Origin of the sequence: Pantoea sp. Ft-CA_14 (genome assembly GCF_024520875.1) — a bacterium.
Taxonomy (GTDB): Bacteria; Pseudomonadota; Gammaproteobacteria; order Enterobacterales; family Enterobacteriaceae; genus Pantoea; species Pantoea agglomerans.
Genome location: NZ_JALNPM010000013.1, coordinates 102,151 through 120,409, shown reverse-complemented (window position 1 = coordinate 120,409; position 18,259 = coordinate 102,151). Strand labels below are relative to the sequence as shown.

The 18,259-nt window shown below is 56.6% G+C and carries 20 protein-coding genes; 11 read left to right on the top strand and 9 right to left on the bottom strand.

The genetic code is table 11. From position 1 onward, the window contains the following. Positions 1 to 246: 246 nt before the first annotated feature. The 3 genes from NR195_RS18275 to NR195_RS18265 form a co-directional block, all read right to left on the bottom strand. On the bottom strand, positions 247 to 1,503 hold the full coding sequence (locus NR195_RS18275; protein ID WP_201500203.1) for a histidine-type phosphatase: 1,257 nt from the start codon (positions 1,501 to 1,503) through the stop codon (positions 247 to 249). Then, positions 1,504 to 2,316 (bottom strand): inositol monophosphatase, encoded by an 813-nt coding sequence (locus tag NR195_RS18270; protein ID WP_256844797.1) that lies wholly within the window; start codon positions 2,314 to 2,316, stop codon positions 1,504 to 1,506. It lies immediately after the preceding gene. 207 nt (positions 2,317 to 2,523) lie between these two features. Beyond that, positions 2,524 to 3,105: an ACP phosphodiesterase gene (locus NR195_RS18265; RefSeq protein WP_033779669.1), complete on the bottom strand. Its 582-nt coding sequence runs from the start codon at positions 3,103 to 3,105 to the stop codon at positions 2,524 to 2,526. 103 nt (positions 3,106 to 3,208) lie between these two features. On the opposite strand from NR195_RS18265, the gene queA reads away from it, so the two are divergent. From queA to secF, 5 genes are all read left to right on the top strand, one after another. Further along, positions 3,209 to 4,279: a tRNA preQ1(34) S-adenosylmethionine ribosyltransferase-isomerase QueA gene (gene queA / locus NR195_RS18260; RefSeq protein ID WP_033779668.1), complete on the top strand. Its 1,071-nt coding sequence runs from the start codon at positions 3,209 to 3,211 to the stop codon at positions 4,277 to 4,279. A gap of 78 nt (positions 4,280 to 4,357) precedes the next feature. After that, on the top strand, positions 4,358 to 5,506 hold the full coding sequence (tgt, locus tag NR195_RS18255) for a tRNA guanosine(34) transglycosylase Tgt (RefSeq protein WP_010255351.1): 1,149 nt from the start codon (positions 4,358 to 4,360) through the stop codon (positions 5,504 to 5,506). Then, on the top strand, positions 5,506 to 5,838 hold the full coding sequence (gene yajC, locus NR195_RS18250) for a preprotein translocase subunit YajC (protein WP_010255353.1): 333 nt from the start codon (positions 5,506 to 5,508) through the stop codon (positions 5,836 to 5,838). The genes tgt and yajC overlap by 1 nt, the downstream gene beginning before the upstream one ends. Positions 5,839 to 5,863: 25 nt before the next feature. Continuing rightward, positions 5,864 to 7,711, top strand: a complete 1,848-nt coding sequence (secD, locus tag NR195_RS18245; RefSeq protein ID WP_010255355.1) for a protein translocase subunit SecD — start codon at positions 5,864 to 5,866, stop codon at positions 7,709 to 7,711. A 10-nt stretch (positions 7,712 to 7,721) separates the two neighbouring features. Continuing rightward, positions 7,722 to 8,690 carry a protein translocase subunit SecF gene (secF, locus tag NR195_RS18240; protein WP_010255357.1) on the top strand — a complete coding sequence of 323 codons (969 nt, stop codon included), beginning with the start codon at positions 7,722 to 7,724 and terminating at the stop codon, positions 8,688 to 8,690. A gap of 66 nt (positions 8,691 to 8,756) precedes the next feature. On the opposite strand, the gene NR195_RS18235 is transcribed toward secF, so the two are convergent. Together NR195_RS18235 and lysM are read right to left on the bottom strand one after the other, a co-directional pair. Then, positions 8,757 to 9,326: a DUF3251 domain-containing protein gene (locus NR195_RS18235; RefSeq protein WP_182504457.1), complete on the bottom strand. Its 570-nt coding sequence runs from the start codon at positions 9,324 to 9,326 to the stop codon at positions 8,757 to 8,759. Positions 9,327 to 9,342: 16 nt separating this feature from the next. Further along, entirely contained in the window at positions 9,343 to 9,780 is a 438-nt protein-coding gene (lysM, locus tag NR195_RS18230) for a peptidoglycan-binding protein LysM (protein ID WP_010255362.1), read from the bottom strand. A 188-nt stretch (positions 9,781 to 9,968) separates the two neighbouring features. On the opposite strand from lysM, the gene nrdR reads away from it, so the two are divergent. From nrdR to pgpA, 6 genes are all read left to right on the top strand, one after another. Continuing rightward, the gene (gene nrdR, locus NR195_RS18225) at positions 9,969 to 10,418 is read left to right on the top strand and encodes a transcriptional regulator NrdR (RefSeq protein ID WP_009091750.1); all 450 of its coding nucleotides are present in this window, start codon (positions 9,969 to 9,971) and stop codon (positions 10,416 to 10,418) included. 3 nt (positions 10,419 to 10,421) lie between these two features. Continuing rightward, a complete protein-coding gene (ribD, locus tag NR195_RS18220) occupies positions 10,422 to 11,522 on the top strand; it encodes a bifunctional diaminohydroxyphosphoribosylaminopyrimidine deaminase/5-amino-6-(5-phosphoribosylamino)uracil reductase RibD (RefSeq protein WP_256844796.1) in 1,101 nt (366 codons plus the stop codon). A gap of 90 nt (positions 11,523 to 11,612) precedes the next feature. Continuing rightward, positions 11,613 to 12,083 carry a 6,7-dimethyl-8-ribityllumazine synthase gene (gene ribE, locus NR195_RS18215; protein ID WP_010255369.1) on the top strand — a complete coding sequence of 157 codons (471 nt, stop codon included), beginning with the start codon at positions 11,613 to 11,615 and terminating at the stop codon, positions 12,081 to 12,083. 19 nt (positions 12,084 to 12,102) lie between these two features. Beyond that, on the top strand, positions 12,103 to 12,522 hold the full coding sequence (nusB, locus tag NR195_RS18210; RefSeq protein ID WP_010255372.1) for a transcription antitermination factor NusB: 420 nt from the start codon (positions 12,103 to 12,105) through the stop codon (positions 12,520 to 12,522). Between the two features lie 55 nt (positions 12,523 to 12,577). Further along, positions 12,578 to 13,555 (top strand): thiamine-phosphate kinase, encoded by a 978-nt coding sequence (gene thiL / locus NR195_RS18205; RefSeq protein WP_010255374.1) that lies wholly within the window; start codon positions 12,578 to 12,580, stop codon positions 13,553 to 13,555. Further along, on the top strand, positions 13,545 to 14,039 hold the full coding sequence (gene pgpA / locus NR195_RS18200; protein WP_256844795.1) for a phosphatidylglycerophosphatase A: 495 nt from the start codon (positions 13,545 to 13,547) through the stop codon (positions 14,037 to 14,039). Before thiL ends, pgpA begins: the two co-directional genes overlap by 11 nt. A gap of 64 nt (positions 14,040 to 14,103) precedes the next feature. Here pgpA and NR195_RS18195 read toward each other — a convergent pair whose 3' ends face one another. The 4 genes from NR195_RS18195 to xseB form a co-directional block, all read right to left on the bottom strand. Continuing rightward, the gene (locus NR195_RS18195; protein ID WP_256844794.1) at positions 14,104 to 15,078 is read right to left on the bottom strand and encodes an aldo/keto reductase; all 975 of its coding nucleotides are present in this window, start codon (positions 15,076 to 15,078) and stop codon (positions 14,104 to 14,106) included. A gap of 82 nt (positions 15,079 to 15,160) precedes the next feature. Continuing rightward, entirely contained in the window at positions 15,161 to 17,026 is a 1,866-nt protein-coding gene (dxs, locus tag NR195_RS18190) for a 1-deoxy-D-xylulose-5-phosphate synthase (RefSeq protein WP_010671199.1), read from the bottom strand. 19 nt (positions 17,027 to 17,045) lie between these two features. Beyond that, complete coding sequence (gene ispA, locus NR195_RS18185; protein WP_187501273.1) at positions 17,046 to 17,945, bottom strand: (2E,6E)-farnesyl diphosphate synthase; 900 nt, start codon at positions 17,943 to 17,945, stop codon at positions 17,046 to 17,048. Further along, on the bottom strand, positions 17,945 to 18,187 hold the full coding sequence (xseB, locus tag NR195_RS18180) for an exodeoxyribonuclease VII small subunit (protein WP_010255382.1): 243 nt from the start codon (positions 18,185 to 18,187) through the stop codon (positions 17,945 to 17,947). Before xseB ends, ispA begins: the two co-directional genes overlap by 1 nt. Positions 18,188 to 18,259 lie beyond the last annotated feature (72 nt).

Genomic DNA, 18,259 nt, shown 5'->3' with positions numbered 1-18,259 from the left:
GCTGGCGGGCAGCAGTAGCGGGGCGTGTAAGAAATAAAAAACGGCGAAACCAGTCGCCGAAATATTCAAGAATTACAGGAAAATAGTTAATAAAGGGATGATTGACGGGTCTATCGTAAAACAAAACGAGTGGCGCTGATAGTCAGGCGATTTAAATAAGAAAAGGTCGGAATGGCGTTAATTAACAGCGGTTAACATTATTCAGGCCGCGTTGATGCTGCGGCCTGAATTTGATTAGCCACAGACTCAGGGCAATATAACCGAAACCGGCAGCACAGCGCTGTCATCCAGCTTTTTCCGCAACTGAATCAGCGTGGATTGATAAGGGCAGAGCACGCCGACATCGGTGATTCTGCAGTCGGGCTGATGCCACTCCTGACGTAATAACGGATGTTTATCATCAATCGGTTGTAACTGACGAATCCCATCCAGACTCTGCGCCTGGAAATAGAGCCGCAAAAAACGTTCGCCGCTGTGGGTGTCGCGCCAGCGCTCCAGCACCAGACTACTGCCCGGTGGAATGTTGCCGCGTGAATAGCCTGGCAACTGCCAGCTAAAGCCCATCAGGGTGCGCACCATCGCAATATTGGTGTCATGTGCCACCAGAATCAGCCAGCGGCCCGGCGCGCTATCGGAAGCAATCGCCTCCAGCAGGGCGTTGAGCAATATTGAGCCACGGCGCTGTGCCTGATAGAGCACGTCGTTGCTGAGATCGTAGTTTGCGGTCAGCAGCGGTAACAGCGTGGTGATCTGCGCGGCCGACGTGATGTGTCCCCAGGCGAGCTGGTCCAACGGCAGGTTTTCGCTGTAGCCCAGTCGCAGCGTCTCCACCATGCTTGCCATCACACTCAGCCCGTAAACGTATGTGTTGCCGTTACGGGTTTGCCGGAACGACCAGGGCGCATCAAAGAGGGGGCAGTCAGTCGCGGGCGGGCAGACGGCGGCTTTCAGCTGCTGAATGGCGGGTTGCAACTGCTGTTGCAGCCGCGCCAGATCGCCTGCTTTCTGCTGCTTAGCTGCCAGCTCCTGAGCAGGATCGGTGTGGGTGACCGTCAGCTTTTCACTCTGGAACAGCGGATCGACATCGCCCGCGACGTGATGCACCGGCACGCCGCAGCCGGGAAAGGCCCCGTCAGTCAGCGCTGCGGCCGTGGCACGGGTGCGCTGCAGCGGACTGGCGCGCACGTAGACCTGTGCTGCATCAGGACAGCCCGCGCCCAGCAGGCCGAGATGGCGATAGTGCTCGCCTTGCCAGCGTCCTTTATTGACCACCGCGCTGTAGCCATGACCGGTCAGCTCACCATCGGCGGTGGTCCACTGCGTCCAGGGTTGCTGGCTGGCGGCTTCAATCTCTTTGCGATTACCGGGGGTGGGCGGACGGACACCGTGACGGCTCAGTTCGACCACCTTCTCCAGCTGGTAATCCGCCGCCTGTGACACCGGACTTAACAGCCAGAGAGAACAGAGGATTAGCGCGCAGCGGTACAGGCCTGGCAGCGTCATTTACTCCTCCAGCACGCGATTACCGGTCAGCGCTTTGATTTTTGGATAAAGAGTCGCATTGGCCAGCAACACCGGGTTGCCGTTTTTTAGCCCCTCGTTGCGCAGATAATCATTAGTGACGCCGCCCGCTTCGCGCATCAGGACGATGCCCGGCAGACTATCCCAGGGATGCATATGCGCTTCATAGTAGCCAATCAGTCGCCCGGCGGCCGCCCAGGCGCTGGTCAGCGCGCCAGAACCGATGCGAATAAACATGCCACCCTGTTCAGTTAAGCCGCTAATCAGGCGCGAGACGCTTTCGGCAGGGGTGCGACTGGAGTTGCTGATGCCGAGCAAACCCTCGTTGAGATGCGTCGCGCCATGAACCTGGAGACGGCTCTCATTAACCCACGCACCCTGACCTGCTCGTGCGTGAAACAGCTCCTGATGATTGGGATCGCAGACCACGCCGATCACCGGTTCGCCGTCACAGACCACCGCCAGCGAGACGCACCAGTTAGGCAGGCCGTTGACGAAGCAGGCGGTGCCGTCGATGGGATCGACCACCCAGATAAAGGGCGCGCCCTGAACCTCACCGCCGCTCTCTTCGCCATAGACAGCATCGTCAGGAAAGCGCTCAGCGATTAATGTCTTAATCAATGCCTCAACGTTACGATCAGCCTCGCTGACCACGTCCTGCAAATCCCTTTTGTGTTCCACCACCAGTGTCTGACGCTGCTGATACCACGAATAAGCCCGGCTGGCCGCCGCACGGGCGATGTCGCAGGCGTAACGGTAACGCGCGTCAATTTCAGAATGCGAAGCGGATGACATCTTTTCCTCTTATGTCTTTTGGTCAAAACGAACGGAAGGCACGCCTGAACAGGCGGTCTGGCTGTGATAGTTACTTAACTATTGTTAAGAAAGGCTTCATTAAGCCGCAGATAGGCAGCAATGGCAAGATGATGCGGGGGTCGGGTGAGGCGCTTTCCCGGCGGACGAAAGCTGGCGTCCGCCAGCCCGGCAGCAGAGGATCGGGTTTTACAGGGTTCTGCTGGTCGCCAGCGCCATTAAACGCGGATAAAAAACAAAAAACAGCGCTTCCAGCTGATCATAGTGTTGCGTGAAATCGTGGTAAGAGTCGCGCAGGGCCGCCAGGCGTGGACGGCGGCTGGCCATGCCGTGCAGCACCCGCTCCAGCCGCGCGGGCTGGGCATAATGCTCAAACCAGCGCTCGCGCCACATCACCGCGTTGAGTTCCTGAAACTCGATGGGGGTGTCTGCCAGTTGCGGCATGATCTCGCGCTCGGCGGCGGCAGAAAAGTGCACCAGCGTCTGGCCGGTCGTGAAGTGCTGCCAGTGCCGGGCCAGAAAATGGTCCCAGATGACGTCCAGCGTAATGGGTGCCACGCGATAGGTTTCGGCACGGAATAGCTGACGGGCGCTGCGCACTTCCGGCAGCGCATCGGTCATCACATCGAGACGACGGTGCATCAGAATGCCGTCCGCGACGGGCGCAGACCAGTGCTGGTGCGGGTTGCCACGCACAAAATCGGCCATTAAATTGCCGAGTAAGGAGCTGTCGGCCAGCTTAGCCAGATGGAGATGAGCAAGAAAGTTCATGCCGCATTATAGGCTGAACTGCCTTTGCGCAGCCAGTTGTTCAGAATTGGTCGATTTTCCGCTAAACTGTGCCGCCTGTTTTTGCCTGAGAAAGAACTCTTTCATGCGTGTCGCCGATTTTGCTTTTGAACTGCCCGAATCCCTGATTGCTCACTATCCCCAGGCGCAGCGCAGCGGCTGTCGTCTGCTGTCGCTCGAGGGTCCCAGCGGGACGCTGTCGCACGGTGTGTTCACCGACGTGCTGGATAAGCTGAATCCGGGCGATCTGCTGGTGTTCAACAACACCCGTGTGATTCCGGCGCGCGTCTTTGGCCGCAAAGCCAGTGGCGGCAAAATCGAGATGCTGGTGGAGCGGATGCTTGACGACAAGCGTGTGCTGGCCCATGTGCGCGCCTCGAAAGCGCCGAAGCCGGGAGCAGAACTGCTGCTGGGCGAAGACGAGAGCGTGAAAGCGACGATGGTGGCGCGTCACGATGCGCTGTTTGAGATTGTGTTTGATGATGAGCGCGCGGTGCTCGACATCCTCAACAGCGTCGGCCATATGCCTCTGCCGCCTTATATCGACCGTCCGGATGAAGAGGCGGATCGCGAGCTCTATCAGACGGTTTACAGCGCCCGTCCGGGTGCCGTTGCGGCACCGACCGCCGGTCTGCATTTTGATGAACCGCTGCTGCAGGCGCTGAAAGAGAAGGGCATTGAGATGGCGTTTGTGACGCTGCATGTCGGTGCAGGAACCTTCCAGCCGGTGCGCGTCGACAACATCGAAGAGCATCACATGCATGCTGAATATGCCGAAGTGCCGCAGGAGGTTGTTGATGCGGTGCTGGCCTGTAAAGCACGCGGCAATAAGGTGGTCGCTGTCGGCACTACCTCTGTCCGTTCGCTGGAGAGCGCCGCCAAAGCGAGTCAGGATGCCCTGATTGCGCCGTTCTTCGACGATACCCAGATTTTTATCTATCCGGGCTATGAGTATCAGGTGATCGATGCGCTGATCACCAACTTCCATCTGCCCGAATCGACTCTGATTATGCTGGTCTCGGCGTTTGCCGGTTATCAGCACACCATGGCCGCGTACCGCGCAGCCGTGGCTGAGCAATATCGTTTCTTCAGTTATGGCGACGCGATGTTTATCAGCAAAAATCCGCAGGCGCCGCTGGAAAAAGTGGGCGACTGATTTATTAACCGATAGCCGGAATCGACTGAGAGCGACTGAAGGTTATCTGCATCGGACTGTTTCTCCGATGGAGGCTTTGTGAAATTTGAACTTGATACCACAGATGGGCGCGCACGCCGTGGCCGTCTGATTTTTGATCGCGGTGTGGTGGAAACCCCTGCGTTTATGCCTGTTGGCACCTATGGCACCGTTAAAGGCATGACGCCGGAAGAAGTGCAGGAGACCGGCGCGCAGATCATTCTGGGCAATACCTTCCACCTCTGGCTGCGTCCGGGTCAGGAGATCATGAAACTGCATGGCGATCTGCATGACTTTATGCAGTGGAAAGGGCCGATCCTGACCGACTCCGGCGGCTTCCAGGTCTTCAGCCTGGGCGACATCCGTAAAATCACCGAAGCGGGCGTGCATTTCCGTAACCCGATCAACGGCGACCCGATCTTCCTCGATCCGGAAAAATCGATGGAGATTCAGTATGACCTCGGTTCCGACATCGTGATGATTTTCGATGAATGTACGCCCTATCCGGCGGACTGGGACTACGCCAAACGCTCGATGGAGATGTCGCTGCGCTGGGCGCAACGCAGTCGTGACCGTTTTGACAGCCTGGGCAATAAAAATGCGCTATTTGGCATTATTCAGGGCTCGGTTTACGAAGATTTACGAGATGTCTCGGTGAAAGGTCTGGTAGAGATTGGCTTTGATGGGTACGCTGTGGGCGGCCTGGCGGTGGGTGAGCCTAAGCAGGACATGCACCGTATTCTTGAGCACGTCTGTCCGCAGCTTCCGCAGGATAAACCGCGTTATCTGATGGGTGTCGGCAAGCCAGAAGATCTGGTTGAGGGCGTCCGTCGCGGCGTCGATATGTTTGACTGCGTGATGCCGACCCGTAATGCCCGAAATGGTCATCTGTTTGTGACCGAGGGTGTGGTGAAAATCCGCAACGCCAGATACAAAGATGACACTGCGCCACTGGATGCGGAGTGTGATTGTTACACCTGTCGCAATTATAGCCGCGCCTACTTGTATCATCTCGACCGTTGTAACGAAATACTGGGCGCGCGTCTGAACACTATCCACAATTTGCGCTATTACCAGCGCCTGATGGCAGGTTTACGCCAGGCCATCGAAGAGGGTAAATTAGAGCGCTTTGTAAACGAGTTCTACCAACGGACGGGCAAAGAAGTTCCGCCTTTAACGTCTGATAATTCATCAATGAGGGAAATTTAATGAGCTTTTTCATTTCTGACGCCGTGGCCGCAGCAGGCGCACCGTCTCAGGGAAGTCCGTATTCTCTGGTGATCATGCTGGTGGTGTTTGGTCTGATTTTCTATTTCATGATCCTGCGTCCGCAGCAGAAACGTGCGAAAGAGCACAAGAAGCTGATGGATTCTATCTCTAAGGGTGATGAAGTGCTGACCAGCGGTGGCCTTGTAGGCCGCGTAACAAAAGTCTCTGACACGGGCTACGTAGCTATCGCGCTGAATGACACCAATGAAGTCGTCATTAAACGTGATTTCGTCGCCGCCGTGCTGCCTAAAGGCACTATCAAGGCGCTGTAATTCTTTCTTCCCTAAGGGAACTGCCGTGTTAAATCGTTATCCTTTGTGGAAGTACGTGATGCTGGTCGTCGTGATTCTCGTCGGCCTGCTCTATGCGCTTCCCAACCTGTATGGTGAGGATCCGGCCGTTCAAATCACTGGTGCGCGCGGAAGCGCCGCCAGTGAGCAGACGTTGGATCAAATTCAGTCCGCATTAAAACAAGACAATATCCAGAGCAAATCTGTTGCGCTGGAAAATGGTGCGATTACCGCGCGCTTCAATAATACGGATGTGCAGTTACGCGCCCGTGAAGCGATCATGAAAGCGCTGGGTGAAAACTACGTTGTTGCGCTGAACCTCGCGCCAGCCACGCCTCGCTGGCTGTCGATGCTGTCAGCAGAACCGATGAAACTCGGTCTCGATCTGCGTGGTGGTGTGCACTTCCTGATGGAAGTGGACATGGACACCGCGCTCGGCAAACTGCAGGAGCAGAATGCTGACTCGCTGCGTAGCGACCTGCGCACCAAAAGTATCCCTTACACCACCGTCAACAAAATCGCGAACTACGGCGTGGAAATTCGTTTCCGTGACGCAGCCAGCCGCGATGCGGCGATCTCCTGGCTGACCTCGCGTCATCAGGATCTGGTGATCAACAGCAGCGGCAGCGATGCCCTGCGTGCCACCATGAGCGATGCTCGTCTCAGCGAAGCGCGTGAATATGCGGTTCAGCAGAACATTACTATTCTGCGTAACCGTGTGAACCAGCTGGGCGTGGCCGAACCGCTGGTACAGCGTCAGGGTTCCGATCGCATCGTAGTTGAGCTGCCGGGTATTCAGGATACGGCACGCGCTAAAGAGATTCTGGGTGCAACGGCGACGCTGGAATTCCGTCTGGTAAACACCAGCGTGGATCCAACCGTAGCGGCCAGTGGTCGTGTACCGGGTGACTCTGAAGTTAAAGACATGCGTGATGGCCAGCCGGTGGTGCTCTACAAGCGGGTGATCCTGACCGGTGACCATATCACCGACTCGACTTCCAGCATGGATGAGTACAACCAGCCACAGGTGAACATTTCACTGGATGGCGCAGGCGGTAACATCATGTCGAACTTCACCAAGGACAACATCGGCAAGCCGATGGCGACCCTGTTTGTGGAGTACAAAGACAGCGGTAAGAAAGATGCCAATGGCCGTTCAATTCTGGTGAAACAGGAAGAGGTGATTAACGTCGCCAACATCCAGTCTCGTCTGGGGAACAGCTTCCGCATCACCGGTATCAACAACCCGAACGAAGCGCGTCAGCTCTCGCTGCTGCTGCGTGCCGGTGCGTTGATTGCGCCCATCCAGATTGTGGAAGAGCGTACTATCGGGCCGACCATGGGTCAGCAGAACATTACTCAGGGTCTGGAAGCCTGCCTGTGGGGTCTGCTTGCGTCGATCCTGTTTATGGTGGTGTTCTACAAGAAGTTTGGTCTGATTGCTACCAGCGCGCTGCTGGTTAACCTGGTGCTGATTGTCGGCATTATGTCGCTGTTGCCGGGTGCGACCCTGACCATGCCGGGTATTGCCGGTATCGTGTTAACGCTGGCGGTGGCGGTTGATGCCAACGTGCTGATTAACGAACGTATTAAAGAAGAGCTGCGTAACGGGCGCTCGGTTCAGCAGGCAATTCATGAGGGCTATAAAGGCGCCTTCTCCAGTATTGTCGATGCAAACGTGACCACCCTGATCAAAGTTATCATTCTTTATGCAGTCGGCACCGGTTCGATCAAAGGCTTTGCTATTACCACCGCAATTGGTATCGCAACCTCAATGTTCACCGCGATTGTCGGTACCCGTGCCATTGTTAACCTGGTTTACGGTGGCAAACGCATCAACAAGCTGTCTATCTGAGGAGTGCGTTGTGGCACAGGAATATAACATTGAGCAGTTGAACCACGGGCGTAAAGTCGTCGACTTTATGCGCTGGGATAAGCTGGCCTTCATCATTTCGGGACTGCTGATTCTCGCCGCGATTGCTATCGTGGGTGTGCGTGGTTTTAACTGGGGCCTCGATTTCACCGGTGGTACGGTGATTGAGATCGCGCTGGAAAAACCGGCCGATCTTGAAGTCCTGCGTGGTGATCTGGTAAAAGCGGGCTTTGACGAGCCGCTGGTGCAGAACTTTGGCAGCAGCCGTGACGTCATGGTGCGTATGGCACCGGTTACCGGCCCGGCGGGCACCGAGTTAGGCAATAAAGTGGTGTCGGTGATTAACCAGACCACCCAGCAGAATGCTACCGTTAAGCGCATTGAGTTCGTGGGTCCGAGTGTGGGCAGCGACCTGGCGCAGGCGGGTGCGATGGCGCTGTTGTCCGCGCTGATTGCGATTCTGATCTACATCGGTTTTCGCTTTGAGTGGCGTCTGGCACTGGGTACCGTGCTGGCGCTGGCGCATGACGTGATCATCACCTGCGGCCTGCTGGCGCTGTTCCGCATTGAAATCGACCTGACGATTGTTGCCTCACTGATGTCGGTGATTGGCTACTCGCTTAACGATAAAATCGTGGTGTCGGACCGTATTCGTGAAAACTTCCGCAAGATCCGTCGCGGCAGCTCTTACGATATTACTAACGTGTCACTGACCCAGACGTTAAGCCGTACGCTGATTACCTCGCTGACCACGCTGGCGATGATCCTCATCCTCTTCGTGTTTGGTGGTGCGCTGCTGAAAGGCTTCTCACTGACCATGCTGATTGGTGTGACGATTGGTACGATTTCATCGATTTATGTCTCTTCGGCGCTGGCGCTGAAGCTGGGCATGAAGCGTGAACATATGCTGGTGCAGAAAGTCGAGAAAGAGGGCGCCGATCAGCCTTCTATCCTGCCTTAATCGCCGCAGAGAAATAAAAACGGGCAGCCATGTGGCTGCCCGTTTTTTTTTGCACCTGTGATCAGATTAGGGTGCAGCAGGGGAGGTCTGGGCAGGTGCGTCGCCGGTGACGTTATGCACGCGGACATAACCTGATTGATCCGACGTGAGGCCGCTGAGTCGCAGCGGTATGCTCACCGAATGCTGGGGCAGCAGCGAGGCAGGCACCGCTATTGTCTGACTCAGACTGCCGTTACTCAGTGGCTTACCGGTTGCCGGATCAAGTTCGCCCCAGTTCACCGTAGCGTGCAGGGCGGGCAAGGGGCGATCGTCCATTGAGCGTACCGTCAGGGTTGCCCGCGAGCCGCTGGCTTCAGCGGTGACTGGCGAGAGCGTCAGTCGCAGCGTGCCGAGCTGGGTTTGCAGTGCCACCGGCGTGTTCGCCTGCGGGATCAGCCACGCGCCTTGCTGCGAATGGCTGTTTAACTGCCCCTGAATCTCCAGCGCGCTGGCCTGCGTGGTCAGGTGCTGCATCTGCTGATTAAGCTGACTCACTTCCTGATGCAGCTCTCTGACCTGCGGGTTGCTGGCGCTACTGCTGCAACCGCTCAGCATCACCAGAGAGAGCGCCACCGGAACCCAAACCATCCTGCTCATAAGTTATCCTTGTCCGTTATTTTGGAATACGTAAAACCTGGCCAGGATAGATTTTATCAGGATGAGAGAGCATTGGCTTATTCGCTTCGAAAATCTTGTTGTATTCGTTGGCATTTCCATAAACCTGTTTGGAAATTGCGCTCAGCGTGTCGCCTTTTTTCACGGTGTAAAGTTCTGACTCGGTCGCGCTGTCTGTCACGGTCACCTTATCTTCCACTTTGGTGATGCCTGCAACGTTACCGGCTGCGATCAGAATCTTCTCTTTCAGCTCCTGGGAAAGGCCATCGCCCGTCACGGTCACGGTATCGCCATTGACCTTCACATCCACTTTGTCGCTGTCGGGTAAACCGAGCTTGTTGATGTGATCCTGCAGCTTTTTATTCTGGTCATCGCCGCCATTCACGGCATCCCATAATTTCTCACCGGCTTCTTTCACAAAATTAAACAGACCCATACAACCTCCAGTGTGTTAGTGGATATACGCCGTCTTTCGGCTCTATAAGCGTAGACCCTTTTGCCGTCGCTGATATTTAACATCATTTATGCTGTGCGTGGTGGCACAGGAAAGGCACGGAAGAGATTTTGTTGATTCGCAGTTCGCGTTACACTGTCTGGCCCATCTCTCTCGCGTCAGGAAACGTCATGCATTGCCCATTCTGCTCCGCTGTGGACACCAAAGTGATTGATTCTCGTCTGGTTAGTGAAGGCTCTTCGGTGCGCCGCCGCCGCCAGTGTCTGATGTGTCATGAGCGTTTTACCACCTTCGAGGTGGCGGAACTGGTGATGCCACGCGTGGTGAAAAGCAATGACGTGCGCGAACCCTTTAATGAAGACAAAATGGCCAGCGGGATGATGAAAGCGCTTGAGAAGCGTCCGGTCAGCGCCGATGCGGTTGAAAGCGCCGTAAACCATATTAAAACCCAGCTGCGTGCCACCGGTGAACGTGAGATTCCCAGTAAGCTGATTGGCAATCTGGTGATGGATGAGCTGAAGAAGCTCGATAAAGTCGCCTACATCCGCTTTGCCTCGGTTTACCGCAGCTTTGAAGACATTCGTGATTTTGGCGAAGAGATCGCCCGGTTACAGGATTAAACCATGGATGAACTTTATATGGCGCGTGCGCTGGAACTGGCGCGACGCGGCCGCTTTACGACGATGCCGAACCCCAATGTGGGCTGCGTGATTGTGCGCGATGGCGAGGTGGTCGGTGAGGGCTGGCATCAGCGCGCCGGTGAACCGCATGCTGAAGTCCACGCCCTGCGCATGGCGGGTGAGAAAGCGCGTGGCGCAACCGCCTATGTCACGCTGGAGCCCTGCAGCCATCATGGCCGTACGCCACCCTGCTGTGATGCGCTGATCGCCGCTGGCGTTACCCGTGTCGTGGCCGCCATGCAGGATCCGAATCCGCAGGTGGCGGGGCGCGGACTGCACCGTCTGCATCAGGCGGGCATTGAGGTCAGCCACGGTCTGATGATGCCGGAAGCGGAGGCGCTGAATCGCGGTTTCCTCAAACGCATGCGCACTGGCTTCCCCTGGATCCAGCTCAAGCTGGGTGCCTCACTGGATGGCAGAACGGCAATGGCCAGCGGCGAAAGTCAGTGGATAACCTCGCCGGCTGCCCGTCGTGATGTGCAGCGCCTGCGTGCGCAGAGCGCCGCCATTCTCAGCAGCAGCGCCACGGTGCTGGCGGACGATCCTTCCCTGACGGTACGCTGGTCTGAACTCAATGCAGAGAGCCAGGCACTGCTTGATGAGCAGCAACTGCGTCAGCCGGTGCGGGTGGTTATCGACAGCCAGAATCGCGTGACGCCGCAGCATCGGCTCATTTCGCAGCCTGGCGAAACCTGGCTGATGCGTCATCAGCCCGATCAGCAGAACTGGCCCGCTGACGTGACGCAAATTGCTGTTCCGCTGCGCGAACAGCAGCTGGATCTGGTGGCGATGATGATGCTGCTGGGACAGCGACAGATTAACAGCGTCTGGGTTGAAGCGGGCGCAACGCTGGCCGGTGCCCTGTTGCAGGCCGGACTGGTCGATGAACTGATTGTTTATCTGGCGCCTAAGCTGTTAGGTCATGAAGGACGCGGGCTGTGTCAGCTGCCGGGACTGAGCCAGCTGGCTGACGCACCTGCCTTCCGTTTCAGTGATGTCCGCCAGGTCGGTGACGATTTACGCCTGACCCTGACACCACAATAACACGGTCGGAAAAGCGAGAGCACGCCGCCCAAGAGTATGATAGAATCCGCCCCCCTGCGCGGGGCCAACCAAACCCCTGAAAGGATAAGTATGAAAGTTATCGAAGCTGCTGTTGCAACGCCTGAGGCCAATGTTGCCATCGTTATCGCGCGTTTTAACAACTTCATTAATGACAGCCTGCTGGATGGCGCAGTTGATGCCCTGAAACGTATCGGCCAGGTCAAAGATGACAATATCACCGTAGTCTGGGTGCCTGGTGCATACGAACTGCCTCTGGCAGCACGCGCGCTGGCCAACACCGGCAAATATGATGCGATTATCGCACTCGGTACGGTTATTCGTGGTGGCACTGCGCACTTCGAATATGTGGCGGGTGAAGCCAGCTCTGGTATCGCCAGCGTTGCCATGAACAGCGAGATTCCTGTCGCGTTTGGCGTGCTGACCACTGAAAGCATCGAGCAGGCCATTGAGCGTGCCGGCACCAAAGCGGGTAACAAAGGTGCTGAAGCGGCTCTGACTGCGCTCGAAATGATCAACGTATTGAAAGCCATTAAAGCCTGATTTTTGTAAGGGGAATTTTGTGAAACCTGCTGCTCGTCGTCGCGCCCGTGAGTGCGCTGTTCAGGCGCTTTACTCCTGGCAGTTGTCGAATAACGACATTGCCGATGTGGAATACCAGTTTCTGGCGGAACAGGACGTCAAAGACGTCGACATTACCTACTTCCGCGAACTGCTGTCCGGTGTGGCGACCAACAGTGCGTATCTGGATGGACTGATGAAGCCCTATCTGTCGCGTCAGCTCGAAGAGCTGGGCCAGGTTGAAAAAGCTATCCTGCGCATCTCGCTGTATGAGCTGAGCAAACGTAATGATGTGCCTTATAAAGTGGCCATCAACGAAGGGATTGAGCTGGCGAAAGTCTTCGGTGCCGAAGACAGTCATAAATTTGTTAACGGCGTGCTTGATAAAGCCGGTCCACAAATTCGACCCAATCGCAAATAAACAAAAAGGCCGGCTTGCCGGCCTTTTTTCATGAAGGGTTAAGCGGAACGCAATTATGTCTTGTGGTGAATTTGAACTCATCGCACGCTACTTCAACCGCAGAACACGCAGCCGCCGTGATGTCGAACTCGGCATCGGTGACGATTGTGCGTTACTTAGCGTGCCGGAAAAACAGACGCTGGCGATCAGCACCGATACCCTGGTCGCGGGTGTGCACTTCTTACGGGATATCCATCCTGCCGATCTGGGTTACAAAGCCCTGGCTGTGAATCTCAGCGACCTTGCTGCCATGGGCGCCGATCCCGCATGGCTGACGCTGGCCTTAACGCTGCCGCAGGTCGATGAGAGCTGGCTCTCTGCCTTCAGCGAAAGCCTGTTTGAACTGCTGGAATATTACGACATGCAGCTGGTCGGTGGCGACACCACCCGTGGCCCGCTGAGCCTGACGCTGGCGATTCACGGTCTGGTGCCGCAGGGCCGCGCCCTGAAACGTTCAGGCGCGAAGCCGGGTGACTGGATTTACGTGACCGGTACGCTGGGTGACAGCGCGGCGGGCCTGGCGTTGCTGCAGCATCACTGCCGCATCAGCGATCCGGCGGTGCATGAAGCGCTGATTAAACGTCATCTGCGTCCTATGCCGCGCATTCTGCAGGGCCAGGCGCTGCGTTCGCTGGCCTCCTCAGCGGTAGATCTTTCCGACGGCCTGATTTCCGATCTCGGCCATGTGCTGAAAGCCAGCGGCTGTGGCGCACGGCTTAATCTGGATGCGTTGCCCCTTTCGGCTGCGCTGCGCGACCATTTCGACCCTGAGCAGGTCCTGCGCTGGGCGCTGAGTGGCGGAGAAGATTACGAACTCTGCTTTACGGTGCCCGAGGTCAATCGCGGCGCGCTCGATGTGGCGCTGGGTCATCTGGGCGTGCCCTATACCTGCATCGGGCAGATGGCACCGGAGTCGGAAGGCTTAACGCTGCTGGATAATGGCAAGCCCGCCACATTCCGTCATAAAGGGTTTGATCACTTTGATGCTAAATAACGACGTGGCGAAGAGTCGCCTGCGGATGAGCAATCCCTGGCATCTGCTGGCGACCGGTTTCGGCAGCGGATTAAGCCCGGTCGTGCCTGGCACCATGGGATCGCTGGCGGCCATTCCGTTCTGGTGGCTGATGACCTATCTGCCGCAGGATCTCTATTCGCTGGTGGTGCTGGTCGGTATCTGCGTTGGCGTCTATCTCTGCCATCGCACCGCTAAAGATATGGGCGTACACGATCACGGCAGTATTGTCTGGGATGAGTTTATCGGCATGTGGATCACGCTGATGGCGATTCCGGTCAACAGCTGGCAATGGGTTCTGGGTGGCTTTGTGCTGTTCCGTATTCTTGATATGTGGAAGCCGTGGCCGATTCGCTGGTTTGACCGCAATGTGCATGGCGGCATGGGCATTATGGTGGATGACATTATTGCTGGCGTGATTTCCGCTGCCATACTGTATGGCTTTGGGGTCTGGCTGGCAGGTTAACTGCCAGGGCTCATCACACCGCGACAGAAGGTGACGCCCGGGCAGGGCGTCTCCTTCTCTGATTTTATTCGAATCCTACCGGCTGATGCGGCTGATAGACCTCTTCCAGCAGTGCAACTTCCTCGTCACTCAGCGTGACATCCACCGCCTTCACCAGATCCTCAAACTGCTCAGCACGCGACGCACCAATAATCGGTGCCGTGACGGCAGGCTTGCTCAGCAGCCAGGCCAGAGCCACCTGCGCCCGCGTTACACCTTTACCTTCCGCCACCTGCGCCAGCCGCTCTGCAATCACAGCATCATTCTCTTCGGTATTGTCGTAGAGCGACGCCATCACTTTGTCAGAGGCGGAACGTGCGGTATTTTGCCCCCACGGGCGGGTCAGCTTACCGCGTGCCAGCGGACTCCATGGCAGCACGGCAATCTGCTCTTGCAGGCAGAGAGGATGCATTTCACGCTCCTCTTCGCGCTGAATCAGGTTGTACTGATCCTGCATGCTGACAAAGCGATGCCAGCCCTGTTCCGACTGCATCTGCAACGCCTGGGCAAACTGACTGGCGTGCATCGAGGAGGCACCGATATAACGTGCTTTGCCAGACTGCACGACTTCATGCAGCGCTTCCAGCGTCTCTTCCAGCGGCGTCTCATAATCCCAGCGGTGAATCTGCAGCAGGTCGACATACTCCATGCCGAGGCGCTGCAGGCTGTCATCAATGGATTGCAGAATATTCTTGCGCGACAATCCCTGTGACAGATTGGTCAGCGGGAAATAGACTTTGGTGGCGACCACGATCTCTTCACGGCGGGCAAAGTCTTTCAGCGCCCGGCCCAGGATCTCTTCGCTGCTGCCATCTGAATAGCTGTTGGCGGTATCGAAAAAGTTGATCCCCGCGTTCAGCGCCTGCTGGATCAGCGGACGGCTGCTCGCTTCCGGCAGCGTCCAGGCATGGTTGCCGCGCGTGGGTTCGCCATAAGTCATGCAGCCAAGACAGAGACGCGACACCTGCAGATCGGTGGTACCCAGTTGAATCGTTTTCATGGTGGAGGCTCCTGCGAAAGTGCAAAGGTCTTAGCATAGCAGGATGTTGCGCTCCCCGAGGGGGGAGCGCAGCGAGGGGAGGTTACTGCGCCAGCCAGCGGGCGATCTGCTGCTGAATGCCCTCCGCGTCCAGCAGATAGTCATGACGCACTTCGTCCTGCGTCCCCTGCGGGATGAACTCATCAGGCAGACCGATGTTCAGCACCGGAACAGCCAGACGTTTCGCCATGACAAATTCATTGACGCCACTGCCAGCACCGCCTTTGATGGCGCCTTCTTCCAGCGTAATCAGCGAGTCGTGCGTGGCGGCGAGCTCGGCGATCAGCGCCTCATCCAGCGGCTTCACAAAGCGCATATCGACCAGAGTCGCATTCAGCGCTTCCGCCGTGGCGGCTGCTTCCGGCAACAGGGTGCCGAAATTCAGAATCGCCAGCTTTTCACCCTGACGTTTCACCACGGCTTTACCCAGCGGCAGGCTCTGCAGCGGAGCCAGTGGCGTACCGACACCGGTGCCGCGCGGATAGCGCACTGCACTTGGACCATCCTGATAGTGATAGCCGGTGTAGAGCATCTGCCGACACTCATTTTCATCGCTGGGGGTCATGATCACCATATCCGGCACGCAGCGCAGATAGGCGAGATCAAACGCGCCCTGGTGAGTCTGACCATCCGCGCCAACAATACCACCGCGATCGATAGCAAACAGGACCGGCAGTTTCTGGATGGCGACGTCATGGATCAGCTGATCGTAGGCGCGCTGCAGGAAGGTGGAGTAGATAGCAACAATCGGTTTATAGCCGCCAATCGCCATACCGGCAGCGAAGGTCACGGCGTGCTGCTCGGCAATCGCCACATCGAAATATTGTTTCGGGAATTCGCGTGAGAAGGCCACCATGCCAGAGCCTTCGCGCATTGCTGGCGTAATCGCCATCAGTTTCGGATCGTCGGCGGCCATTTCGCACAGCCAGTTGCCGAAGATTTTAGAGTAGCTTGGCAGACCTTCCGCACTTTTTGGCAGTTCGCCAATCGCAGGATCAAATTTAGGCACGGCGTGCCAGGCAATCGGATCTTCCTCTGCCGGGGCGTAGCCTTTACCTTTCTTCGTCATGATATGCAGGAACTGCGGCCCTTTCAGGCTGCGCATGTTGCTCAGCGTATTGACCAGCGTCAGCACATCGTGACCATCTACCGGGCCGATATAATTAAAGCCCAGCTCTTCAAAAAGCGTACCTGGCACGACCATGCCTTTGAGATGCTCTTCGGTGCGTCTTACCAGCTCTTTGATCGGTGGCAGGCTGGTCAGCACACGCTTGCTGCCTTCGCGCAGTCGCGCATAGGTTTTACCTGACAGGATCTGCGCCAGACGGTTATTCAGCGCGCCGACGTTTTCGGAGATCGACATCTCGTTGTCGTTGAGGATCACCAGCATGTCCGGCTTGATATCACCGGCATGGTTCATCGCTTCAAACGCCATGCCAGCGGTGATGGCGCCATCGCCAATAATACAGGCGGTGCGACGACCCTGACCTTCACGTTCTGCCGCCGCGGCCATGCCGAGACCGGCACTGATGGAGGTTGACGAGTGTCCGACGCTCAATACGTCATATTCACTTTCGCCGCGCCATGGAAACGGGTGTACGCCATTTTTCTGACGAATCGTACCGATGCGATCGCGGCGACCGGTCAGAATTTTATGGGGATAAGCCTGATGACCCACATCCCATACCAGATGGTCGAAGGGGGTGTTATAGACATAATGCAGCGCAACCGTCAGTTCGACCACGCCCAGACCCGACGCAAAATGGCCGCTGGAGCGGCTTACACTGTCTAACAGATACTGACGCAGTTCATCACAGAGCGCAGGCAACTTCTCTTTCGGCAGGGCGCGCAGCTCCTGAACCGTGTTTGCCAGCGCCAGTGTCGGGTATTTAGCAATATCAAAACTCATCAGAGACTCATTATGGAAGTTATTTGTCGCGTTCAATTATGAAGCTCGCCAGCGCCTGCAGTGCTGTAGTGTTATAAGAGTGCGCAGCGAGCATTTCTAACGTATCAAGTGCTTCCTGATACAAATCCCGCGCTTTAGCTTGGGCATTTTCAAGGCCTAACAGTGAAGGATAGGTGCTTTTTCCCAGATGCTGATCGGCACCCTGGCGTTTTCCGATCACCGCTGTGTCACCGATCACATCCAGAATGTCGTCCTGCACCTGAAACGCGAGACCAATGGCCTCTGCATAGCGGTCGAGCAGCGGCAGGGCTTCCCGGCCAGCATCGCCCGCCGTTAAGGCGCCTAACCGTACCGCTGAACGGATCAGCGCGCCGGTTTTATGACGATGGATCTGCTCCAGCTGGTCCAGATCCACAGATTTACCTTCCGCCGCTAAATCAAGCGCCTGTCCGCCACACATGCCGGCCACGCCGCTGGCTTTCGCCAGTTCAGAGAGCATCATCAGACGATATTCAGCGCTGACACCGGGCATCGCCTGGTCGGCCAGAATTGAAAAGGCCAGTGTCTGCAGGGCGTCGCCCGCCAGAATCGCGGTATCTTCGCCATATTTAATGTGACAGGTTGGCTGCCCGCGACGCAGTGCATCATCGTCCATTGCGGGGAGATCGTCATGAATCAGAGAGTACGCATGAATGCATTCAACCGCGGCGGCGGGGACATCCAGACTCGCCGGGTCGGCGTGGAGCATTTCGCCGGTAGCGTAGACCAGAAAAGGACGCAGGCGTTTACCGCCTAATAATGCCCCATAATGCATGGCATTCACCAGAGGAGAACTCTGAAAAGGAAGTGGCTCTATAAAACGCGTCAGCGCGGCATTAACCTGCTGCTGATACGCGTCGAGTAATCGGGCGAAATCCATTAGCTGTTTTCCGGCGTGAAAGCAGTGAGGTCGGCATCTTTATCATCGTTCAGCAGAATACGGACCCGCTGTTCAGCCTGCTGCAGCGTCTGCTGGCCAGTCCGCGCCAGCTGCACGCCGCGCTCAAATTCGTTCAGGGCTTCTTCCAGCGGCAGTTCACCACTTTCCAGACGGCTGACAATCTGCTCCAGCTGCTGCAATGACGTTTCAAAGCTGGCTGGCTGTTCGGCTTTTTTCGGCATATTTCGTGTCGACTCACGGTTGGGACATTATCTCGCAATCGGTCATGGTAGCTGAGACCCTATGATTAGCAA

What these genes read in the sequence shown, in the direction of transcription:
- NR195_RS18195 (WP_256844794.1), bottom strand. Translation starts at nt 15,078, where the DNA reads ATGAAAACGATTCAACTGGGTACCACCGATCTGCAGGTGTCGCGTCTC.
- dxs (WP_010671199.1), bottom strand. Translation starts at nt 17,026, where the DNA reads ATGAGTTTTGATATTGCTAAATACCCGACACTGGCGCTGGCAAACACG.
- lysM (WP_010255362.1), bottom strand. Translation starts at nt 9,780, where the DNA reads ATGGGTCTGTTTAATTTTGTGAAAGAAGCCGGTGAGAAATTATGGGAT.
- NR195_RS18270 (WP_256844797.1), bottom strand. Translation starts at nt 2,316, where the DNA reads ATGTCATCCGCTTCGCATTCTGAAATTGACGCGCGTTACCGTTACGCC.
- ribE (WP_010255369.1), top strand. Translation starts at nt 11,613, where the DNA reads ATGAAAGTTATCGAAGCTGCTGTTGCAACGCCTGAGGCCAATGTTGCC.
- yajC (WP_010255353.1), top strand. Translation starts at nt 5,506, where the DNA reads ATGAGCTTTTTCATTTCTGACGCCGTGGCCGCAGCAGGCGCACCGTCT.
- xseB (WP_010255382.1), bottom strand. Translation starts at nt 18,187, where the DNA reads ATGCCGAAAAAAGCCGAACAGCCAGCCAGCTTTGAAACGTCATTGCAG.
- ispA (WP_187501273.1), bottom strand. Translation starts at nt 17,945, where the DNA reads ATGGATTTCGCCCGATTACTCGACGCGTATCAGCAGCAGGTTAATGCC.
- pgpA (WP_256844795.1), top strand. Translation starts at nt 13,545, where the DNA reads ATGCTAAATAACGACGTGGCGAAGAGTCGCCTGCGGATGAGCAATCCC.
- NR195_RS18265 (WP_033779669.1), bottom strand. Translation starts at nt 3,105, where the DNA reads ATGAACTTTCTTGCTCATCTCCATCTGGCTAAGCTGGCCGACAGCTCC.
- queA (WP_033779668.1), top strand. Translation starts at nt 3,209, where the DNA reads ATGCGTGTCGCCGATTTTGCTTTTGAACTGCCCGAATCCCTGATTGCT.
- NR195_RS18275 (WP_201500203.1), bottom strand. Translation starts at nt 1,503, where the DNA reads ATGACGCTGCCAGGCCTGTACCGCTGCGCGCTAATCCTCTGTTCTCTC.
- nrdR (WP_009091750.1), top strand. Translation starts at nt 9,969, where the DNA reads ATGCATTGCCCATTCTGCTCCGCTGTGGACACCAAAGTGATTGATTCT.
- thiL (WP_010255374.1), top strand. Translation starts at nt 12,578, where the DNA reads ATGTCTTGTGGTGAATTTGAACTCATCGCACGCTACTTCAACCGCAGA.
- ribD (WP_256844796.1), top strand. Translation starts at nt 10,422, where the DNA reads ATGGATGAACTTTATATGGCGCGTGCGCTGGAACTGGCGCGACGCGGC.
- NR195_RS18235 (WP_182504457.1), bottom strand. Translation starts at nt 9,326, where the DNA reads ATGAGCAGGATGGTTTGGGTTCCGGTGGCGCTCTCTCTGGTGATGCTG.